Source organism: Bradyrhizobium sp. USDA 3650, from assembly GCF_054057395.1.
On record NZ_JBSRZG010000001.1, the window covers coordinates 2,835,763 to 2,853,308 of the forward strand.

Annotated in this window: 17 protein-coding genes and 2 pseudogenes; 10 read left to right on the forward strand and 9 right to left on the reverse strand. The window is 65.2% G+C overall.

Annotated elements, in window-relative coordinates; translation table 11 throughout:
* Positions 1-3 precede the first annotated feature (3 nt).
* From ACVIN2_RS13125 to ACVIN2_RS13135, 3 genes and pseudogenes are all read right to left on the reverse strand, one after another.
* Entirely contained in the window at positions 4-735 is a 732-nt protein-coding gene (locus tag ACVIN2_RS13125; protein ID WP_456765935.1) for an amino acid ABC transporter ATP-binding protein, read from the reverse strand.
* The gene (locus tag ACVIN2_RS13130) at positions 732-1,385 is read right to left on the reverse strand and encodes an amino acid ABC transporter permease (protein ID WP_007600584.1); all 654 of its coding nucleotides are present in this window, start codon (positions 1,383-1,385) and stop codon (positions 732-734) included. Before ACVIN2_RS13130 ends, ACVIN2_RS13125 begins: the two co-directional genes overlap by 4 nt.
* 30 nt (positions 1,386-1,415) lie before the next feature.
* Positions 1,416-2,175 (reverse strand): annotated as a pseudogene (locus ACVIN2_RS13135) (ABC transporter substrate-binding protein).
* A gap of 180 nt (positions 2,176-2,355) precedes the next feature.
* Between ACVIN2_RS13135 and ACVIN2_RS13140 the strand changes: the two are divergent.
* Together ACVIN2_RS13140 and ACVIN2_RS13145 are read left to right on the forward strand one after the other, a co-directional pair.
* The gene (locus tag ACVIN2_RS13140; protein WP_456765936.1) at positions 2,356-3,000 is read left to right on the forward strand and encodes a helix-turn-helix domain-containing protein; all 645 of its coding nucleotides are present in this window, start codon (positions 2,356-2,358) and stop codon (positions 2,998-3,000) included.
* A 63-nt stretch (positions 3,001-3,063) separates the two neighbouring features.
* Positions 3,064-3,621: an SMI1/KNR4 family protein gene (locus tag ACVIN2_RS13145; protein WP_456765937.1), complete on the forward strand. Its 558-nt coding sequence runs from the start codon at positions 3,064-3,066 to the stop codon at positions 3,619-3,621.
* A gap of 47 nt (positions 3,622-3,668) precedes the next feature.
* On the opposite strand, the gene ACVIN2_RS13150 is transcribed toward ACVIN2_RS13145, so the two are convergent.
* Together ACVIN2_RS13150 and ACVIN2_RS13155 are read right to left on the reverse strand one after the other, a co-directional pair.
* Positions 3,669-4,934 carry a D-amino acid dehydrogenase gene (locus ACVIN2_RS13150; RefSeq protein ID WP_456765938.1) on the reverse strand — a complete coding sequence of 422 codons (1,266 nt, stop codon included), beginning with the start codon at positions 4,932-4,934 and terminating at the stop codon, positions 3,669-3,671.
* A 70-nt stretch (positions 4,935-5,004) separates the two neighbouring features.
* Entirely contained in the window at positions 5,005-6,333 is a 1,329-nt protein-coding gene (locus ACVIN2_RS13155) for an aspartate aminotransferase family protein (protein WP_007600575.1), read from the reverse strand.
* A gap of 149 nt (positions 6,334-6,482) precedes the next feature.
* Here ACVIN2_RS13155 and ACVIN2_RS13160 point away from each other — a divergent pair, with 149 nt between their 5' ends.
* Complete coding sequence (locus ACVIN2_RS13160; RefSeq protein WP_456765939.1) at positions 6,483-7,031, forward strand: cupin domain-containing protein; 549 nt, start codon at positions 6,483-6,485, stop codon at positions 7,029-7,031.
* A gap of 139 nt (positions 7,032-7,170) precedes the next feature.
* Complete coding sequence (locus ACVIN2_RS13165; RefSeq protein WP_456765940.1) at positions 7,171-7,323, forward strand: hypothetical protein; 153 nt, start codon at positions 7,171-7,173, stop codon at positions 7,321-7,323.
* A 43-nt stretch (positions 7,324-7,366) separates the two neighbouring features.
* On the opposite strand, the pseudogene ACVIN2_RS13170 reads toward ACVIN2_RS13165, so the two are convergent.
* From ACVIN2_RS13170 to ACVIN2_RS13180, 3 genes and pseudogenes are all read right to left on the reverse strand, one after another.
* Positions 7,367-9,623: pseudogene (locus ACVIN2_RS13170) on the reverse strand (xanthine dehydrogenase family protein molybdopterin-binding subunit).
* The gene (locus ACVIN2_RS13175) at positions 9,610-10,671 is read right to left on the reverse strand and encodes an FAD binding domain-containing protein (RefSeq protein WP_456765941.1); all 1,062 of its coding nucleotides are present in this window, start codon (positions 10,669-10,671) and stop codon (positions 9,610-9,612) included. Before ACVIN2_RS13175 ends, ACVIN2_RS13170 begins: the two are co-directional and overlap by 14 nt.
* The gene (locus ACVIN2_RS13180) at positions 10,668-11,165 is read right to left on the reverse strand and encodes a (2Fe-2S)-binding protein (protein WP_456765942.1); all 498 of its coding nucleotides are present in this window, start codon (positions 11,163-11,165) and stop codon (positions 10,668-10,670) included. Before ACVIN2_RS13180 ends, ACVIN2_RS13175 begins: the two co-directional genes overlap by 4 nt.
* Before the next feature lie 238 nt (positions 11,166-11,403).
* Between ACVIN2_RS13180 and ACVIN2_RS13185 the strand changes: the two genes are divergently transcribed.
* Together ACVIN2_RS13185 and ACVIN2_RS13190 are read left to right on the forward strand one after the other, a co-directional pair.
* Positions 11,404-12,045, forward strand: a complete 642-nt coding sequence (locus tag ACVIN2_RS13185; protein WP_456769709.1) for a TetR/AcrR family transcriptional regulator — start codon at positions 11,404-11,406, stop codon at positions 12,043-12,045.
* Between the two features lie 53 nt (positions 12,046-12,098).
* Positions 12,099-12,506: a DUF4864 domain-containing protein gene (locus ACVIN2_RS13190; protein ID WP_456765943.1), complete on the forward strand. Its 408-nt coding sequence runs from the start codon at positions 12,099-12,101 to the stop codon at positions 12,504-12,506.
* Here ACVIN2_RS13190 and ACVIN2_RS13195 read toward each other — a convergent pair.
* The gene (locus ACVIN2_RS13195; protein WP_456765944.1) at positions 12,503-13,768 is read right to left on the reverse strand and encodes an MFS transporter; all 1,266 of its coding nucleotides are present in this window, start codon (positions 13,766-13,768) and stop codon (positions 12,503-12,505) included. The two genes, ACVIN2_RS13190 and ACVIN2_RS13195, sit on opposite strands and share 4 nt — an antisense overlap.
* Before the next feature lie 152 nt (positions 13,769-13,920).
* Here ACVIN2_RS13195 and ACVIN2_RS13200 point away from each other — a divergent pair, with 152 nt between their 5' ends.
* From ACVIN2_RS13200 to ACVIN2_RS13215, 4 genes are all read left to right on the forward strand, one after another.
* The gene (locus tag ACVIN2_RS13200) at positions 13,921-14,367 is read left to right on the forward strand and encodes a hypothetical protein (RefSeq protein WP_456765945.1); all 447 of its coding nucleotides are present in this window, start codon (positions 13,921-13,923) and stop codon (positions 14,365-14,367) included.
* A gap of 79 nt (positions 14,368-14,446) precedes the next feature.
* The gene (locus ACVIN2_RS13205) at positions 14,447-14,731 is read left to right on the forward strand and encodes a hypothetical protein (protein ID WP_456765946.1); all 285 of its coding nucleotides are present in this window, start codon (positions 14,447-14,449) and stop codon (positions 14,729-14,731) included.
* 9 nt (positions 14,732-14,740) lie between these two features.
* Positions 14,741-16,192, forward strand: a complete 1,452-nt coding sequence (locus tag ACVIN2_RS13210) for a TolC family protein (protein WP_456765947.1) — start codon at positions 14,741-14,743, stop codon at positions 16,190-16,192.
* A 13-nt stretch (positions 16,193-16,205) separates the two neighbouring features.
* Positions 16,206-17,543: a copper oxidase gene (locus ACVIN2_RS13215; RefSeq protein ID WP_456765948.1), complete on the forward strand. Its 1,338-nt coding sequence runs from the start codon at positions 16,206-16,208 to the stop codon at positions 17,541-17,543.
* The last annotated feature ends 3 nt before the right edge of the window (positions 17,544-17,546 follow it).

Sequence of the window (17,546 nt, forward strand, 5' to 3'; positions counted from 1 at the left end):
CGATCAGAGCGGATGCAGCACGCGGCGCAGAAAATCCTGCGTCCGCGCATGCTGCGGTTGGTTGAGCACCGATTTCGCCGGTCCCTGCTCGACGATGACGCCGCCATCGATGAACAGCACGCGGTCGGCGACGTCGCGGGCAAAGCCCATCTCGTGGGTGACGACGACCATGGTCATGCCGTCGTCGGCGAGCTTGCGCATCACGCCGAGAACGTCGCCGACCAATTCAGGATCGAGCGCCGAGGTCGGCTCGTCGAACAGGATGGCCTTGGGCTGCATCGCCAGCGCCCGCGCGATCGCGACGCGTTGCTGCTGGCCGCCGGAGAGCTGCGGCGGATGTTCGCTGGCTTTCTCGGCAAGGCCCACCTGGGCGAGCAGCGCGCGGCCGCGCTCGAATGCCTGCGCACGCGGCTCCTTCTTCACATAGAGCGGACCTTCGACCACGTTCTCCAGCACCGTCCGGTGCGGAAACAAATTGAAGCGCTGGAACACCATCGAGACCTGGGTGCGGATCTTCACGATCGACGGCGCGTCGCTGTCGACCTTCAATCCCTCGACGCTGATCTCGCCGCGGTCGTAGCTTTCGAGACCATTGATACAGCGCAAGATGGTGGACTTGCCGGAGCCGGAGGGGCCGACGATGCAGACCACCTCGCCCTTCTGGACGGACGCCGTGATGCCCTTGAGCACCTCGTTCTCGCCAAAGCTCTTGTGGACGTCGGTGAGCTCGATCATTTCTTGCCCGCCCGCTTCTCGAAGTGACGGACCAGCAGGATCAGCGGAATGCTCATGGTGAGATACATCAGCGCGACCATCGTAAACACGTTGGTGTTCTTGAAGGTCGAGGACGCGATCAGCTTGCCCTGAAGGGCGAGCTCGGCGACCGTGATGGTCGAGGCCTGCGAGGAATCCTTCAGCATCATGATCATGACGTTGCCGTAGGGCGGCAGCACGATGCGCACCGCCTGCGGCAGCACGACCCGGCGCATGGTCAGCCACCAGCCCATGCCGATCGATTGCGCCGCCTCGATCTGCCCCTTGTCGATGGCCTCGATGCCGGCGCGGAAATTTTCCGCCTGATAGGCTGAGTAGGCGATGCCGAGCCCGAGGATCGCGGCCTGCAACGCGGACAGCGTGACGCCGAGATCAGGCATCACGAAGTAGAGGTAGAACAACAGCACGATGATCGGAATGCCGCGGATCACGTTGATCAGGCTGGCGCTGAGCAGCGACAGGACGCGGATGCCGGAGACCCGCATCATCGCCCAGACGAGGCCAAGCACCGTCGAGAGCAGCAGCGAGCCGATGGTGACGACGATCGTCAGCACGACGCCGCTCATCAGGATCGGGAAGAATTCGGCCGCGTCGTGCCAGAAGCCCTTCATCGGTCAGCTTTCACGATTGGCCGCTGGCGATCAACCCTGTGCCTTCAGGCCCCATCTATCGAGGATCTTGTCGATAGTGCCGTTGGCCTTCAGCTTGGCGAGCGAGGCGTTGATCTTGCCGAGCAGCGCGGTCTCGCCCTTGCGCACGCCGATGCCGACCGAGCCGACGGTGACGGGCTTGTAGCCGTCGACCAGACGCACCTCGGGGAAGGCCGCCCTGCTTCAGATTATAGGCGAGGATCGGATAGTCGGCGTAACCGGCCTTGAGGCGGCCGGTGTTCACGTCGCGCAGGATGTCGGGGATGGTGTCGTAGGCCTTGACGTCGGCGAACAGGCCGGACTTCTTCAGCGCGTCGACGAAGGCGGTGCCGACCTGGGCGCCGACCGTCTCACCCTTCAGATCGTCCTGGGTGGCGTAGGCCTTGGTGTCGCTCTTGGGAACCACGAGGCCTTCGCCATAGGCGTAGATCGGGTCGGAGAAGTCGACAACCTCCTTGCGCGGCGCAGTGATGAACATCGCGGCCGCGATGATGTCGATCTTGCTCGATGTCAGCGACGGGATCAGCGCCGAGAACTGCATCGGCTCGATCTGCACGTTGAAGCCGGCATCCTTGCCCACTTCAGTGACGAGATCGACCATGATGCCCTGGATGCTATTGGTCTTGGTGTCGAGGAAGGTGAAGGGAATGCCTGTCGGCGTCGAGCCGACCTTCAGCACTTGCTGCGCCGAAGCCGGCGCTGCTGCGGCAATCGCGAGTGCCGCGACCGCGGCCAGACCAAAACGCTTCATCGCATCCCCCTTGGGCCCGGCCGATGGCGGCGCTCGCAGATCTCGTCATCGCAGACGTTGCGGGCCAAGCCGTTTCGGCCTATTTTCACCAATATGAAAATTTGGTCACACTTTCACGGCCGTTGCAAGCGGTTTTCATGCACATGAAGGAAGCGGTTTGACGTGAGCGGTGGCAAAAGAATGCGCAGACCGGCCGCCGCAAAGCCGGCGAAGAAGGTGAAAGCCAAGGCTGTCGCGAAAGCGGCCGAGCCGGCGATGGATGTCGCGGTCGGCCGCCGCATCCGCGACCTCCGGCGCGTCAGGCAATTCTCGCTCGAGACGGTCGCTTCGCGCACGGAGCTGTCGATCGGCTTCCTCAGCCAGATCGAGCGCGGCCTGTCGTCGCCGTCGCTGCGCGTGCTGGCCACGCTCGCCGACGTGCTCGGCGTCGGCATCGCCGCGCTGTTCGGCGCGAGCCCGAACGCCGACGGTGCATCCGACCAAATCGTCACGCGCGGGCTTCAGCGGCCCGAACTGAAGCTCTGGCGCACCGGCGTGTCGAAGCAATTGCTGAGCCCCGCCAGCACCGACAACCGGCTCAATCTATTCCTGGTACATCTGGAGCCCGGCGGCTCCACCGGCGACGAGCTCTACACCCATGACGGCGAGGAGGCCGGCCTCGTGCTCGAAGGCGAGATGATGCTGACGGTGGACAGCGAGACGTGGTCGCTGAAGACCGGTGACAGCTTTCGCTTTGCCAGCCGCAGGCCGCACCGGTTTTCCAACCCGGCGGAGGATACCAAGGCGGTGGTGCTGTGGGTGAATTGCGTGACGGGGGCCGGGTAGTTTGCCGGCGCTCCGTCTGCTGGCATAATGTGAGGGCATTCCGCGAGGCGAGGGAAGCCACCGATGGATGACCCCATCATCGCCGCGATCCGACGGCGATTGAAAACGAAACCCACCGATCTAGGCCGCCCCCCGCACGCGGGATTGATGCCGGGCAAGCCCGGCGATATCGACTCCGACGAAAAGCATTTTCGTTTCGGGCTGCCATCCCTTTTGAAACGCATCTATGCAGAGATCGGGAATGGAGGCTTCGGCCCGGGATATGGGCTCATCGGGCTAACGAACGGCGTTCCCGACGATACCGGCAAGACCGCTGTTGCGATTTACGACGTGTTTCGCAGCGCGCCAGAGCTGGGATGGCCCGATGCCCTGCTACCTATCTGCCATTGGGGATGCGCGATCTACTCTTGCATCGATTGTCTCGCCCCGGACTTCCCGATGCGAATCTTCGATCCCGATGCTCAGGATGGAGACGACTGGAGCGCCGCATTCTTCGAGGAATCGCGCGGTTTCGAAGATTGGATCAGATCGTGGGCGTCCGGCGTCGATTTGTGGGATGCCATGTACGGCAATGATGGCCACATCGCCCGGATTCTCTCCGCACGGCGCGAGCCGCCTTGAACATCATGACGTGAACGCCTCCCATCATCATTACGAGAGAGAGAGTATTACCCAAACCGGTGTTCGTACCGGTCGACGGTCAGCGCGCTCACATCCACATCCGGCTTCTTGCCCGACAGCATGTCCGCAAGCACCCGTCCCGAACCGCAAGACATGGTCCAGCCGAGCGTGCCGTGGCCGGTGTTGAGGTGAAGGTTGGCGTACTTCGTCGGGCCGATCACGGGCGGGCCGTCGGGCGTCATCGGGCGCAGACCGCTCCAGAACGTCGCCTTGGAGAGATCGCCGCCGCGCGGGAACAGATCGGTCAGCGAGTGATCGAGCGTGGCGCGGCGCGCATCATAAAGCTGGCTCGAGAATCCGGAGATTTCGGCGGTGCCGCCGACGCGAATGCGATTGCCGAGGCGCGTAATGGCGACTTTATAGCTCTCGTCCATCACGGTCGATTCCGGCGCGCCGGAAGCGTCCTTGATCGGCACCGTGATCGAATAGCCCTTCACAGGATAGACCGGCAGCGAGATGCCGAGGGGTGCGACGAGGCGCGACGAATAGCTTCCGAGCGCCAGGACGTAGGCGTCCGCCTGCAACATTCCGGCGCTGGTCGCGACGCCGCTGACGCGCCCGCCGTCGGTGACGATGCGGTCGATACCGGTGTTGAACATGAAGCGCACGCCGAGCGCTTCGGCATGCTTGGCCAGCGCCTGTGTGAACATGTGACAGTCGCCGGTCTCGTCCTGCGGCAAGCGCAGTCCGCCCGCGAACTTCTCCTTCACGCCCGCCAGCGCCGGCTCGGCCGCGATGCAGCCCTCACGGCTCAGCACCTCGAACGGTACGCCGTACTCCTTGAGCACGGCGATGTCCTCTCCGGTGCCGTCGAGCTGGGCCTGGTAGCGGAACAGCTGCAGCGTGCCCTGCGAGCGCTCGTCATACTGGATGCCGATGTCGCGGCGCAGGTCGCGCAGGCAATCGCGGCTATATTCCGCGATCGGGATCATCCGGCTCTTGTTGATGGCGTAGCGTTCGCTGGTGCAATTGCGCAGCATCTTGAGCAGCCAGACCCACATCACGGGATCGAGCTTCGGCCGGATCACCAGCGGGCCGTGCTTCATCAGCAGCCATTTGACCGCCTTGACCGGGACGCCGGGACCGGCCCAGGGCGAAGAATAGCCGGGCGACACCTCGCCGGCATTGGCAAAGGAGGTCTCGAGCGCCGGTTCGGGTTGACGGTCGACGACCGTCACCTCATGGCCGGCACGCGCGAGGTAGTAGGCAGAGGTGACACCGATGACACCGCTGCCGAGGATCAAAACTTTCACGCTTGGTCAAACTCCCGCGGCATCACGCTCGCCGCTGCAAGAGGGAACTCCGCAACGGCGAGAGCAATTATCAGGCCACCCGCTTGATGGCATCACCGAGGATCGACACGATATCGTCGATGTGGCTCTTCTCGACGATGAGCGGAGGCGACAGCGCAAAGCTATCGCCGCTCATGCGGAAGTACAGCCCGCGATTGAAGCAATCGACCATGACATCGTAGCCACGCACGCCGACCGTGCCGTCACGCGGCGACAGCTCGACCGCGCCCATCAGGCCGCAATTGCGGATGTCGACGACGTTGGGCAGGCCCTTCAGCGAATGCAGCGCATCGCGCCAATATTCGGAGATCGACGCACCGCGCGTCAGCAGGCCTTCATCCTTATAGATGTCGAGCGTGGCGATGCCCGCGGCGCAGGCGACCGGATGCGCCGAATAAGTGTAGCCGTGGAACAGCTCCATCGCGTTCTCCGGGCCGACCATCAGGCCGTCGTGAACCTTGCGGCTCGCGAACACGGCGCCGCAGGGAATGGTGCCGTTGGTGATGCCCTTGGCCGTCGTCATCATGTCAGGCGTGACGCCGAAGAAGTTGGCAGCGAACGGCGTGCCGAGGCGGCCGAAGCCGGTGATGACCTCGTCGAAGATTAGGAGGATGCCGTGCTTGTCGCAGATCTCGCGCAGGCGCTGGAGATAGCCCTTCGGCGGCGGCAACACCGCGGTCGAGCCGGGCACCGGCTCGACGATGACGGCAGCGATGGTCTCGGCGCCGTGCAGAGCGACGAGGCGCTCGAGATCGTCGGCAAGCTCGGCGCCATGCTCGGGCTGGTCCTTGGCGAAGGCGTTGCGGGTGAGATCATGGGTGTGGCGGATGTGGTCGACGCCCGGCAGCAGGGTGGCGAAGGCGCGGCGATTGGCGACCATGCCGCCGACCGAGGTGCCGCCGAAGCCGACGCCGTGATAGCCGCGCTCGCGGCCGATCAGGCGCGTGCGGCTCGCCTGGCCGTTGGCACGGTGATAGGCGAGCGCGATCTTCAGCGCGGTGTCGACCGACTCGGAGCCGGAATTGGTGAAGAAGATGCGATCGAGGCCCTTCGGCGCGATCTCGGCCAGACGCTCGGCGAAGTCGAATGCCAGCGGATGGCCCATCTGGAACGACGGTGCGAAATCCAGCGTCATCAGCTGGCGCTCGACGGCGGCGGCGATCTGCTTGCGGCCGTGGCCGGCATTGACGCACCAGAGGCCGGCGGAGGCGTCGATCACCTTGCGGCCGTCGACCGTGGTGTAATGCATGCCCTCGGCCGAGGAGAACAGGCGCGGCGCCTTCTTGAACTGCCGGTTGGCCGTGAATGGCATCCAGAACGAGTCGGTCTTGATGGTGTTCGGAATCTGATGAAGGGTCACGGGCCACGCTCCTTTGCTGACTTGCCACCAGAGGCACGGCTTAAGAAGCGCAACAAGTCCTTTTCTGATGGGCTGCAAGCCATTGATTTGACTGGGGCTGCCGGTCCATATTTGCGCGATCCGCAACACGTGCAACACGGGACAGGGACATGAGCGTCGATATTGGTGGACGGCTGCGATTCATCCGGGCGCGCCAGAAGCTGTCGCAGCGCGAACTCGCCAAACGCGCCGGCGTCACCAATTCGACAATTTCGCTGATCGAATCCAACCAGATGAACCCGTCGGTGGGGGCGCTCAAGCGCATCCTCGACGGCATTCCAATGGGGCTCGCCGAATTCTTCGCGCTGGAGCCGGAGAGCCGGCGCAAGATCTTCTACCGCGGCGAAGAGCTGACCGAGGTCGGCAAGAAGCCGATCTCCTATCGGCAAGTCGGCGACAATCTGTTCGGTCGCAGCCTGCAGATCCTGAAGGAGCGCTATGAGCCCGGCAGCGACACCGGGCGCGTTCACCTCGTCCATGACGGCGAGGAAGGCGGCGTCGTGATCTCGGGAAAGCTCGAAGTCACCGTCGAGGACGAGCGCCGCATCCTCAATCCGGGCGATGCCTACTACTTCGAGAGCCGGCGTCCGCATCGCTTCCGCTGCGTCGGCGGCAAGCCGTGCGAGGTGATCTCGGCCTGCACACCGCCGACGTTTTGAAGTGGTCCGCATCCTACGGAGCCACCGGTATCTTACGGAGCTTGAGCCATCTCAATTTCCGCAGCCTGATCCTCTATATGTTTCGAGCCATAGCCAAGCAGCCTCCGCTTTCCGGAGCCGCTTCGTAACAGGGCTCGCTATGAAGATCACGCTCGCCAATGCAGAGGCCGCACTCGATGAAGTGCAGCGCGACAGCGACAGGCTCCATTCGGAGGAGCTGCGCAAGACCATCGCGAATTACATCGAGTCGCAGCGAGAAGCGCTCAAGGCTCTTCGCAAGAAGCTGCATTAGCACGCGGCGGAGCGAGACGGCCTCGCCCGCCGCTGCTTAAAGCCTAGGTCAGCAACTCCTCGATCCGGATCGGGAAACGGCGAACACGCACGCCCGTCGCATGCCAGACGGCGTTGGCGACTGCCCCTGCACTGCCGGTGATGCCGATCTCGCCGACCCCCTTGATGCCGAGCGCGTTCACGTGCGGGTCGTGCTCATCGACCGTGATCACGTCGAGCGGCGGCACGTCGGCATTCACCGGGACATGGTATTCGCCGAGATTGGCGTTCATGATCCGGCCGGTGCGGCGGTCGGTGATGGCTTCCTCGTGCAACGCGAAGGACAGGCCCCAGATCATGCCACCGAACAGCTGGCTCTGCACCATGCGCGGGTTGACGATGCGCCCCGCGGCGAAGGCGCCGACCATGCGGGTGACGCGGACCTGGCCGAGTTCGGGATCGACCTTCACCTCCGCGAATACCGCGCCATGGGCGTGCATCGCATACTCCTCCATTGCCGCCGGATTCGGCGCGCCGGTGCCGCGCGCCTCGACCTCGGCCACGCCGGCGCGCGCGAGAATCTCGGAATAGCTTTCGCCGCGGCTCTCGTCGTCGCGCCGGATCAATCTGCCATCGCGCGCGATCACGCCGGCATTGCCGGCGCCGAACAGCGGCGAGCGCTCGTCGCCGGTGGCGAGATCGGCGAGTTTTGCAATCACCGCCGCGCCTGCGCTGTGGATCGCGGCACCCGCGGTCGCGGTGTGCGCGGAGCCGCCGGCAATGCCGGCATCGGGCGAGGTCGGACGTCCCGGCCTTGAACTCGACCCGGTCGATATCAAGCCCGAGTTCGTCGGCCGCAATCTGCGCAAGCGCCGTCCAGGCGCCCTGCCCCATGTCATGCGCGCCGATTTCCATGGCACCGGAGCCGTCGCGGCGAAGCACGGCACGCGCTTCGGCCTGGAACATCAATGCCGGGAAGGTCGCGGTACCCATGCCCCAGCCGACCAGAAGACCATCGTCGTCGCGCATCTGCCGCGGCTGGAGCGTTCGCTTCGCCCAGCCGAAGCGCGCGGCGCCTTGCTCGTAGCAGGCGCGCAGCGCCTTGGACGAGAACGGTTTGCCGGTGATGGGCTCGACCTCGGCATAGTTCTTCAGACGAAAGGCGAGCGGATCGATGCGGCAGGACCAAGCCATCTCGTCGATCGCGCTTTCCAGGGCGATCGAGCCGGTCGCCTCGCCGGGCGCGCGCATGAACAACGGCGTGCCGGTGTTGACGCGCACGGCGTCATGCGAGGTGCGGATCGCAGGCGCCGCATAGAGCGTGTGCGAGGCATCGGCCGCGGGCTCGTAGAAATCGTCGAACGTGCTCGACACGGTGCGCGCGTGGTGATCGAGCGCTGTCAGGCGCCCCTCGCCATCGGTACCGATGCGCAGCCGCTGCCGCGTCGGCGCGCGATGGCCGACCGGGCCATACATCTGCTCGCGGCGCAGCACCAGCTTGACCGGTTTGCCGACGAGCTTTGCCGCCATGATGCCGAGGACCGGAGGGCCGGCCATGAGCCCCTTCGAGCCGAACCCACCGCCGAGGAACGGGCTGCGGATGTGGATCTTGTCGTGCGCGATGCCGAACAATTCGGCGACGCGCGCCAGCGACAGCATGAGACCCTGGGTCGGCATGTCGATCTGCAGACTGTCACCGTCCCAGGCCGCCACGATCGCATGCGGCTCCATTGCGTTGTGATATTGCGGCGGCGTCTCGTACGTCGCGTCGATCCGCTTGTCTGCTGAGGCAAGCCCCGCCTCGACATCGCCGCGGTGATTTTCTGTGGGGTTGCCGACGCCGACGACCGGCGGCACGTAGCTGTCACCTGCATCGAGGCCGATGAGCGCGGGCAGCGTCTCGTAGCGCGGCGCCAGCAGCGCCGCGCCTTCCGTCGCCGCTTCCAGCGTCTCGGCGATCACGACGGCGATCGGCTGGTTGGCGTAGCGGACCTCGTTGCTCTGCAACACCTCCATCCGGAATACGAATGGATTGGTCTTGATCTCGGGATCGATCGCGAGCTCAGGCTTGTGGTCTGACGTCATGATTTCGACGACGCCGGGGTGGCGCTTGGCAGCGCTGACATCGAGCGAGGTCACGCGGCCGCGCGAGATGCTGGCCACCGCCAACACCGCAAACAGCATGCCGGGCGGATGATTGTCGGCGGCGTAGGTCGCCTGGCCCTTGACCTTGAGCACGCCGTCGCGGCGGGTCAGCGGCTGGCCGATGTTCGAGCCGTGGCGCAGATGAGCGGGCGCGCTGGTGAGATTAAGCTCGGGCATGAATGGCTCCGGACGTCGAGGCAAAGGGAGAGGCCGGCAGCGCGGGGATGCGCGCGGGCGTACCGGCGGCGGCGAGGCTCAGCGCACGCACGACGATGCGGCGCGCGAGCTCGATCTTGAAGGCGTTGTCGCCGGACGGTTTTGCGTCGGCGAGCGCGCGCGAGGCGGCTTCCTGGAAAGCGTCCACCGTGGGTGCGACGTTCCTGAGCACGTCCTCCCCAGCGCGGGCGCGCCAGGGCTTTGCGGCGACACCGCCGAGCGCAAGCCGCGCCTCCGCGATCTTGCCGTTCTCGATCCGCAGCGCAGCCGCAGCCGAGACGACGGCAAACGCGTAGGACGTTCGATCGCGGACCTTGAGATAGCGCGCATGCGCGGCAAAGCCCCGTGCAGCGGGCGGCAGACGCACCGCCACGATGAGATCGCCCGGTTCAAGCGCCGAGTCACGTTCGGGCGTATCTCCGGGCAGGCGATGCAGTTCGTCGAGCGCGATCTCGCGCCGCCCGTTCCTGCCCTCGATCTCGACGATGGCGTCAAGCGCGACCAGCGGCACGCAGAAGTCGGACGGATGCGTGGCGATGCAGTTTTCGCTCCAGCCGAGCACGGCGTGGGTGCGGTTCTCGCCTTCACGCGCGTCGCAACCGCTGCCGGCCTCGCGCTTGTTGCAGCGGCTGGCGGTGTCGTAGAAATACGCGCAGCGCGTCCGTTGCAGCAGATTGCCGCCAACGGTCGCGGCGTTGCGCAGTTGCGCTGACGCACCGGAGAGCAGCGCTTCGGCGACGGCCGGATAGGCCTTGGCAAAGCCGGCATCGTGCGCGAGATCGGCGTTGCTCACCAGTGCGCCGATACGCATGCCACCGTCGGCAAGGCGCTCGATCTGATCGAGGCCGTCGAGATGGGTGACGTCGACCAGACGATCCGGCCGGCTGACGCCACCCTTCATCAGATCGAGCAGGTTGGTGCCGGCGGCGAGATAGGTCGCGCCCGGCTGCGCGGCGGCAGCGATGGCCTCGGCGACCGTGGCCGGCCTGACATAATCGAACTGCTTCATGCGGAGCGCCTCTGGTTGGATTCGTCCATGCCGGCCTGCGCGTCGAGCACGGCATCGACGATGCCGGCATAGGCGCCGCAGCGGCACAGATTGCCGCTCATGCATTCGCGAATGCGCTCGGGATCGTTGCCGGCCTGCGCCTCGCTCATCATGCCGATCGCGCTCATGATCTGGCCCGGCGTGCAGAAGCCGCACTGAGACCCGTCATGGGCGATGAAGGCGGCCTGCACAGGATGAAGCTGGTCGCCGCGCGCCACGCCCTCGATGGTGAGAATGTCGGCGCCGTCATGACTGATGGCCAGCGCGAGACAGGAATTGATGCGCTTGCCGTCGACGAGAATGGTGCAGGCGCCGCATTGGCCGCGGTCGCATCCCTTCTTGGTTCCGGTCAGATGGAGGCGCTCACGCAGGAGATCGAGCAGCGTGACGCGCGGATCGTCGAGGACGAAGTCGCGCCGCGCACCGTTCACGGTGAGGCTGATGGAGTGGTTCATATAAGGCTCCGATCAGATATGGACATGAGTCGTCGCGCAGCGCGCCACCGCCGTGGCCGCCGTCGACATGCGCCGGCCAGGCTGAGCCCGGCCAACATCTCACCGAAGATACGGAGGCAGCCTCCGCTTAACAAGAGCCGGCGGGAAATATTTGGAATTCGTCAAAAGCCCGTGCGCATCAACGCGATGCAGCCCCACAAGGGTTCAATCTAACCAATTCGTGATCTACATTGCGTGGATGGACGACCACACCACCGACCAGACCCGCAAGCCCCGCGCCGATGCCGTGCGCAATCGCGAGCGCGTGCTCGAGGCCGCCAAGGCCGTGTTCAACGCGGGTGGTCCCGAGGCGAGCCTGGAGGCGGTGGCAAAACGTGCCGGCGTCGGCATCGGCACGCTCTATCGGCATTTCCCGACGCGCGAGGATTTGTTCGAGGCGGTGTACCGGCGCGAGGTCGAGCAGCTCAGCGAGCTCGCCGAGCAGTTGAAGAACGGGGACCCGGTCGATGCGCTCAGGCGCTGGCTGCACTCAGGCGTCGAATTCGTTGCCACCAAGAAGGGCATGGTGGCAGCCCTGGCACTCGCGGTGCAGAGCGGGTCGGAGTTGCATGCTTTTTCCTTTGAGCGCCTGACCAAGGCGATCGGCTCGCTGCTCGACCGCGCAGCCGCGGCCGGCGCGATGCGCGCGGACGTCAGTCCCGAGGACTTGCTCCGCGCGTTCTTCGGCATGTGCTACATGCACGACCAGCCCGGCTGGCAATCCTCGGTGCTGCGGATGCTCGACGTGTTCGTCGACGGTTTGCGGGTTCAGCCTGTCAAGAAGGCCGGGGTACGCGCGGCCGCCAAGCCCGCGAAGCCGGCTGCAAAGCGGAAGCGATAATCCGCAAGATGTGCTAGGATCGGCGCCGCCGGGATTTCAACGCGGAGCCTGTCATGCGCATCGCCGCCTTGCTGGTCTTTCTCAGTGTCGCCTTCGCTCCCATCTCAGCACGCGCCGACGATGTCGCGACGGCACAGGATATCATCCGCGCCCAGGAGCAGGCATTCGGCCGCGACGACGCGCGCGCGGCCTATTCCTACGCCGCGCCAGCAATCCGGGAGATCTTCCCCGCGCCCGACATCTTCATGTCCATGGTGCAAAACGGCTACCCGCCGGTCTACCGGCACAAGAGCTTTGAATTTGGCGACAGCAAGAGCGAGGGCGGCCGGATTGCCCAGCACGTCCATATCATCGATGCCAATGGCGAGGCCTGGGAGGCGCTCTACACGCTCGAGCAGCAGGCAGACGGCAGCTACAAGATCACGGGTTGTTCGCTGCTGAAGGCGGGACAGGCAGTCTAGGTCGCAAAACCCGGACCGGTCCTGGCTGCATTCATCCGCGAGCGGATCAGCAGCGTCAAGACGATGCCGATATTGAGCGCGTTCCACGCCACGCCGTTGGCGAACGCAGCCGCATAGGAGCCCGTAGCGTCGAAGATGACGCCCGAGACCCAGCCGCCGAACGACATGCCGAACACGGACGCGAAGATCACGATGCCGACTCGGGTTGCGGCCTCGCTCGCAGGCATCGCCTCGCGCACGATGATGGCATAGCTCGGCACGATGCCGCCCTGGAACAAGCCGAACATCGCGGAGATCAAATAAAGCGAAGTCAGGCTGTCGAAGAACAGGTAGAATACGAGTGCAAAGCCTTGCGCCAGGGCACCGATCAGCAGCGTCGGGATGCCGCCGATCTTGTCGGCGAGGTAGCCCGAGCCGATCCGGCTGACGATGCCGCAGGCCATCATCAGCGACAGCATCTCAGCGCCGCGCGCCACGCCATATCCGAGATCGCCGCAATAGGCGACGATATGCACCTGCGGCATTGCCATGGCAACGCAGCAGGAGATGCTGGCGATCGAGAGCAGCACCGTCAGCGTGTTGGTCGAGAGCTTGAGGTCGACCCGCGGCGGCGCTGCATTGGCATGATCGTGAACCTTGTCGTCGCCCATCTGCGCGCGCAAGACCAGCACCAGGATGGTCATCAGGCTGACGCAGACGAGGCCGATGCCGATATGAGTGAAGCGCCAGCCGATCGTCTGCATGCCTGTGCTCACAAGCGGGGGCCACATCGTGCCGGCGACATAATTGCCGCTCGCAACGATGGTCACGGCCAGGCCGCGATAGCGCTCGAACCAGTGCGAGGCCTCCGCCATCAGCGGCGCGAAGGTCGCGGAGGTGCCGAGCCCGATCAGGAAATACGCCGCCACGAACTGCCAGAGCTGGGTCGACAGACCCGCCAGCACGTTGGCGACGCCGAGGAAGGCGATGCTGATTGCCATCGCCGCCACGATCCCAAACCGATCTGTGATCCTGCCGGCGATGACGCCGCCAAGCCCGAAGCCGAACATCATCAGAGTGAAAGCCAGCGACACCGCGCCGCGCGTGGCGGAGAATTCGGCCTGCACCGCGGGAATCATGACGACGATCGCCCACATGCCGACGCCGCCGATCGAGCCGATCAGAAGCGCAATGGCGAGGCGCATCCAGGCCTGACGGGAATCAGGGGTGAATGCTTCGGGTGTTTGTCCTGATTGATTTGGCGCGTGCACGGGCGGGACCATGGCCCGCAGATCGCCACAGGGTCAAGCATTGTGGCGCGATATTGGGCATGCACGGTGCACTGCGGTAAGAAGGAGCTTGGCGAACGCGCGTTTTGTCATTATTTTGCAAATCAGCGCGTGCAACATCGCCGCGCGAAGAGCATGTCGGCGGAATGTTGCTGCGATTGACACGATCGATGCGGATCAGGCTGGGGCGTGTGATTGCCCTTGCCTATCTGTTCTGCGTGCTCGCGCCGGCCGCAAGCCTCGCCTGGGGTAGCGCTCCAGCACCGTGCCTCGACGACACGCTCCTCGCCGACCTCGTGCCGGTGCATCATCAGATGCACGCCGGCCACACGCATGACGGCGCCTCGCATGACCACGCCGGGGCGCATGCGCATCACCAGGCCGCCGCACAGGACGCGCCCCCCGCGCCGCATCATCACGGCGGCAAGGGTACGGCGGGACCGTGCTGCGCGATGATGTGCGGGAGCGCGTTGCCGGCCGACCTGCCCAGCGTCGCAAAGCCGCTTCAGCCGGTTTCCGCCTGCTCGCCCGAGATCGTGGCCAGCCTGCACAGCGCGGCGCCGCCCCTGCTCTACCGCCCTCCCATCGTCTGATCTGACGCGCGACGACGTCAGGCCGAGCGCGCATCCGCGCGCGCGAACCTGTGGTCTCCAGACAGATCAGGGATGACTCATGCTTACGCTTTCCGGGGCGAAGTCCGCCGCTGCATCCACAGCGCGGGGACGACACTTTCGATTCAATTGGCTGCTGCTGGCCGCGACGGCATTGGCGCTGTCCGGCTGCATGCCGGCAACGACACAAGTCGCCGGCGCTGATCCTGCCGATCCCGCGGCCAAGGTCGCGCGCGCCGGCTATCGTTCGACAATTGCGCCCTACACCAGCCTGCGGCCGGCGGCGCCAGCACCATGGCGCGAGCGCAACGAGAGCGTCGCGCCGCAACCCAAGCAAGACCGGTAGGAGCGCGTCATGACACACCGTCTCGCGCCAAGCCGTCTCGTGCCAAGCCTGCTCGTGCCAAGCCTGCTCGTTCTTGCCTCGCTCGGCTTGTCGGGCTGCGCCGCCTTCTCGCCCGACAGCGGCATGAATGCCGTCTCGGAGCTGACGAGCCAGACCATCAAAAAGGATGTCGCCTTCGTGCGAACGGCCGAGGGGGCGGGTGCGGTCGACGCGCGCGTTCACCAACTGCTCTCGCGAACACTCAACCCCGAGACCGCCGTGCAGATCGCACTGCTCAACAACAAGGGGCTTCAGGCCGCCTATAACGAGCTGGCGCTGGCCGAGACCGATCTCGTCGAGCAGAGCCTGCCGCCCAATCCCGTGTTCTCGGTCTCGCGGATCTCGGGCAACGGCGCCAGCGAAATCGAGCGTCAAATTGTCGGCGACATCCTCGCGCTCGCCACACTGCCGTTCCGCTCGGAGATCGCCCGCGACCGTTTCCGCCAGGCGCAATTGCGCGCGGGTCTGGCGACGTTGCGGCTTGCCGCCGATGTCCGCCGCGTCTATTGGCGCGCCGTTGGCGGCAACGAGATGGTGGCGTTGCTGACGGATGCGAAGGCGACGGCGGAATCGACCGCACAGCTCGCGGTCAAGCTCGGCGAGACCGGCTCGATCAACAAGCTCGATCAGGCCCGTGAACAGGTGTTTTACGCCGAAACCACCGCCGACCTCGCCACCGCGCGACAGACGGCGACGAGCGCGCGCGAAAAGCTGGCGCGCCTGATGGGGCTGTGGGACGGCGGCCTCGACTTCCGCCTGCCCGGTCAGCTGCCGCCGCTGCCGCGCCGGCCGCAGGCCTTGCCGTCGATTGAAGCCGACGCGGTCGCCCATCACATCGACCTTCAGATCGCGCGGCTCGAGCTGACAGCGCTGGCGAAGTCACTGAATCTCACCGAGGCGACGCGCTTCGTGACACTGCTCGATCTCGCCGGCATCTCCCGCCGCACCCGGGATCCGGAAGGCGCACCGTTCCGCGAGCGCGGCTTCGACGTGCAGTTCCAGATCCCGATCTTCGACGGCGGCGAGGTGCGGGTGCGGCAGGCGGCGGAGACCTACAATCTCGCCTTCAACCGGCTGACCGAGCGTGCCGTGAATGTACGCTCCGAGGCGCGCGATGCTTACCGGATCTATCGCTCCGGCTACGACATCGCCAGCCACTATCAGCGCGAGATCATCCCCTTGCGCAAAATCATCACCGAGGAGATGCAGCTCCGCTTCTCCAGCATGCAGGTCGATATCTTCGCGTTGCTCACCGAGGCGCGGCAGCGGCTTGCGTCGCTGCGCGGTGCAATCGATGCCAGGCAAAGATTCTTCCTTGCCCAATCCGACTTGCAGACCGCCGTGAATGGCGGCGGCGCGCCTGCTGACGGCGACAATTCAACCACTCTCGCCGCGGCAGCGCCTGCCGATGGCGGTCACTGACATGGAGGCCAACATGTTTTCCCGCCGAGGATTTTTGGGTAGCGCCGCGCTCGCCGGCGCATCCGTCGTCAGCGGACGCGCGCAGGCCGCCTCCATTCCGGAAGCCCCGCACATGGACAAGGTGGTGATGCAGCCGCCGCTGCACCCCGTCAGTGGGCCGGACTATCGCCCCGTCGTCACGTTGAACGGCTGGTCGCTGCCGTTCCGGATGAACGGCGACTGGAAGGAGTTCCATCTCGTTGCCGAGCCCGTGGTGCGCGAATTCGCCGAGGGAATGAGGGTGAATTTGTGGGGCTATAACGGACAGTCGCCGGGCCCGACGATCGAGGCCGTCGAGGGCGACAAGGTCCGCATCTTCGTGACCAACAGATTGCCCGAATACACCACCGTGCACTGGCACGGCATGATCATTCCCAGCGGCATGGACGGTGTCGGCGGACTGACGCAGCCGCACATCCAGCCGGGGAAAACCTTCGTCTACGAGTTCGAGATGAGGAAGAGCGGGACCTTCATGTACCACCCGCATTCCGACGAGATGGTGCAGATGGCGATGGGCATGATGGGCATGGTCGTCGTGCATCCGCGTGACCCGACCTTTCGGGCCGTCGACCGCGACTTCGTCTTCGTCATGAGCACCTATCGCGTCGATCCCGGCACTTATCTGCCGAAGGTCAACGAGATGACCGACTTCAATATGTGGACGTGGAATGCGCGGGTATTTCCCGGCATCGATCCACTGCCGGTCAGGCTCGGCGACAAGGTGCGCGTGCGCATCGGCAATCTCAGCATGACCAACCATCCGATCCATTTGCACGGCCACAGCTTTGCGGTGACCTGCACCGACGGCGGCTGGATTCCGGAGAGCGCGCAATATCCGGAAACGACGACGGACGTACCGGTCGGCGCTGTCAGGGTGTTCGACGTGCTCGCCGACAACCCCGGCGACTGGGCGTTCCACTGCCACAAGTCGCATCACACCATGAATGCGATGGGACACGACATGCGCAACATGATCGGGGTGTCGCGCAAGGATCTCGCCAAAGCCGTCGGCAAGCTCGCGCCTGACGGCATGGCGATGGGCTCGACCGGCATGGCGATGGGCAACATGGAGATGCCCGCGCCCGACAACACGCTGCCGATGATGACCGGCACCGGTCAGTTCGGTCCGATCGAGATGGGCGGGATGTTCACGGTGATGAAGATCCGCGAGGGCCTCGCGCGCGACGATTATCGCGATCCCGGCCCCTACCAATTCCCGAAAGGCACCGTCGCCTACGAGGTCACGCCGCCGGCCCCGGAGCCCGTGCGGCAACAACCAGGCGGACCGCCGATGAAGAACATGAAGATGTGAGCG

Excerpts from the sequence above, each read along its gene's own strand:
- ACVIN2_RS13185 (WP_456769709.1), top strand. The coding sequence starts at position 11,404 with ATGGACGACCACACCACCGACCAGACCCGCAAGCCCCGCGCCGATGCC.
- ACVIN2_RS13180 (WP_456765942.1), bottom strand. The coding sequence starts at position 11,165 with ATGAACCACTCCATCAGCCTCACCGTGAACGGTGCGCGGCGCGACTTC.
- ACVIN2_RS13205 (WP_456765946.1), top strand. The coding sequence starts at position 14,447 with ATGCTTACGCTTTCCGGGGCGAAGTCCGCCGCTGCATCCACAGCGCGG.
- ACVIN2_RS13140 (WP_456765936.1), top strand. The coding sequence starts at position 2,356 with ATGCGCAGACCGGCCGCCGCAAAGCCGGCGAAGAAGGTGAAAGCCAAG.
- ACVIN2_RS13175 (WP_456765941.1), bottom strand. The coding sequence starts at position 10,671 with ATGAAGCAGTTCGATTATGTCAGGCCGGCCACGGTCGCCGAGGCCATC.
- ACVIN2_RS13160 (WP_456765939.1), top strand. The coding sequence starts at position 6,483 with ATGAGCGTCGATATTGGTGGACGGCTGCGATTCATCCGGGCGCGCCAG.
- ACVIN2_RS13195 (WP_456765944.1), bottom strand. The coding sequence starts at position 13,768 with ATGGTCCCGCCCGTGCACGCGCCAAATCAATCAGGACAAACACCCGAA.
- ACVIN2_RS13215 (WP_456765948.1), top strand. The coding sequence starts at position 16,206 with ATGTTTTCCCGCCGAGGATTTTTGGGTAGCGCCGCGCTCGCCGGCGCA.
- ACVIN2_RS13145 (WP_456765937.1), top strand. The coding sequence starts at position 3,064 with ATGGATGACCCCATCATCGCCGCGATCCGACGGCGATTGAAAACGAAA.
- ACVIN2_RS13165 (WP_456765940.1), top strand. The coding sequence starts at position 7,171 with ATGAAGATCACGCTCGCCAATGCAGAGGCCGCACTCGATGAAGTGCAG.
- ACVIN2_RS13130 (WP_007600584.1), bottom strand. The coding sequence starts at position 1,385 with ATGAAGGGCTTCTGGCACGACGCGGCCGAATTCTTCCCGATCCTGATG.
- ACVIN2_RS13190 (WP_456765943.1), top strand. The coding sequence starts at position 12,099 with ATGCGCATCGCCGCCTTGCTGGTCTTTCTCAGTGTCGCCTTCGCTCCC.
- ACVIN2_RS13200 (WP_456765945.1), top strand. The coding sequence starts at position 13,921 with ATGTTGCTGCGATTGACACGATCGATGCGGATCAGGCTGGGGCGTGTG.
- ACVIN2_RS13210 (WP_456765947.1), top strand. The coding sequence starts at position 14,741 with ATGACACACCGTCTCGCGCCAAGCCGTCTCGTGCCAAGCCTGCTCGTG.
- ACVIN2_RS13125 (WP_456765935.1), bottom strand. The coding sequence starts at position 735 with ATGATCGAGCTCACCGACGTCCACAAGAGCTTTGGCGAGAACGAGGTG.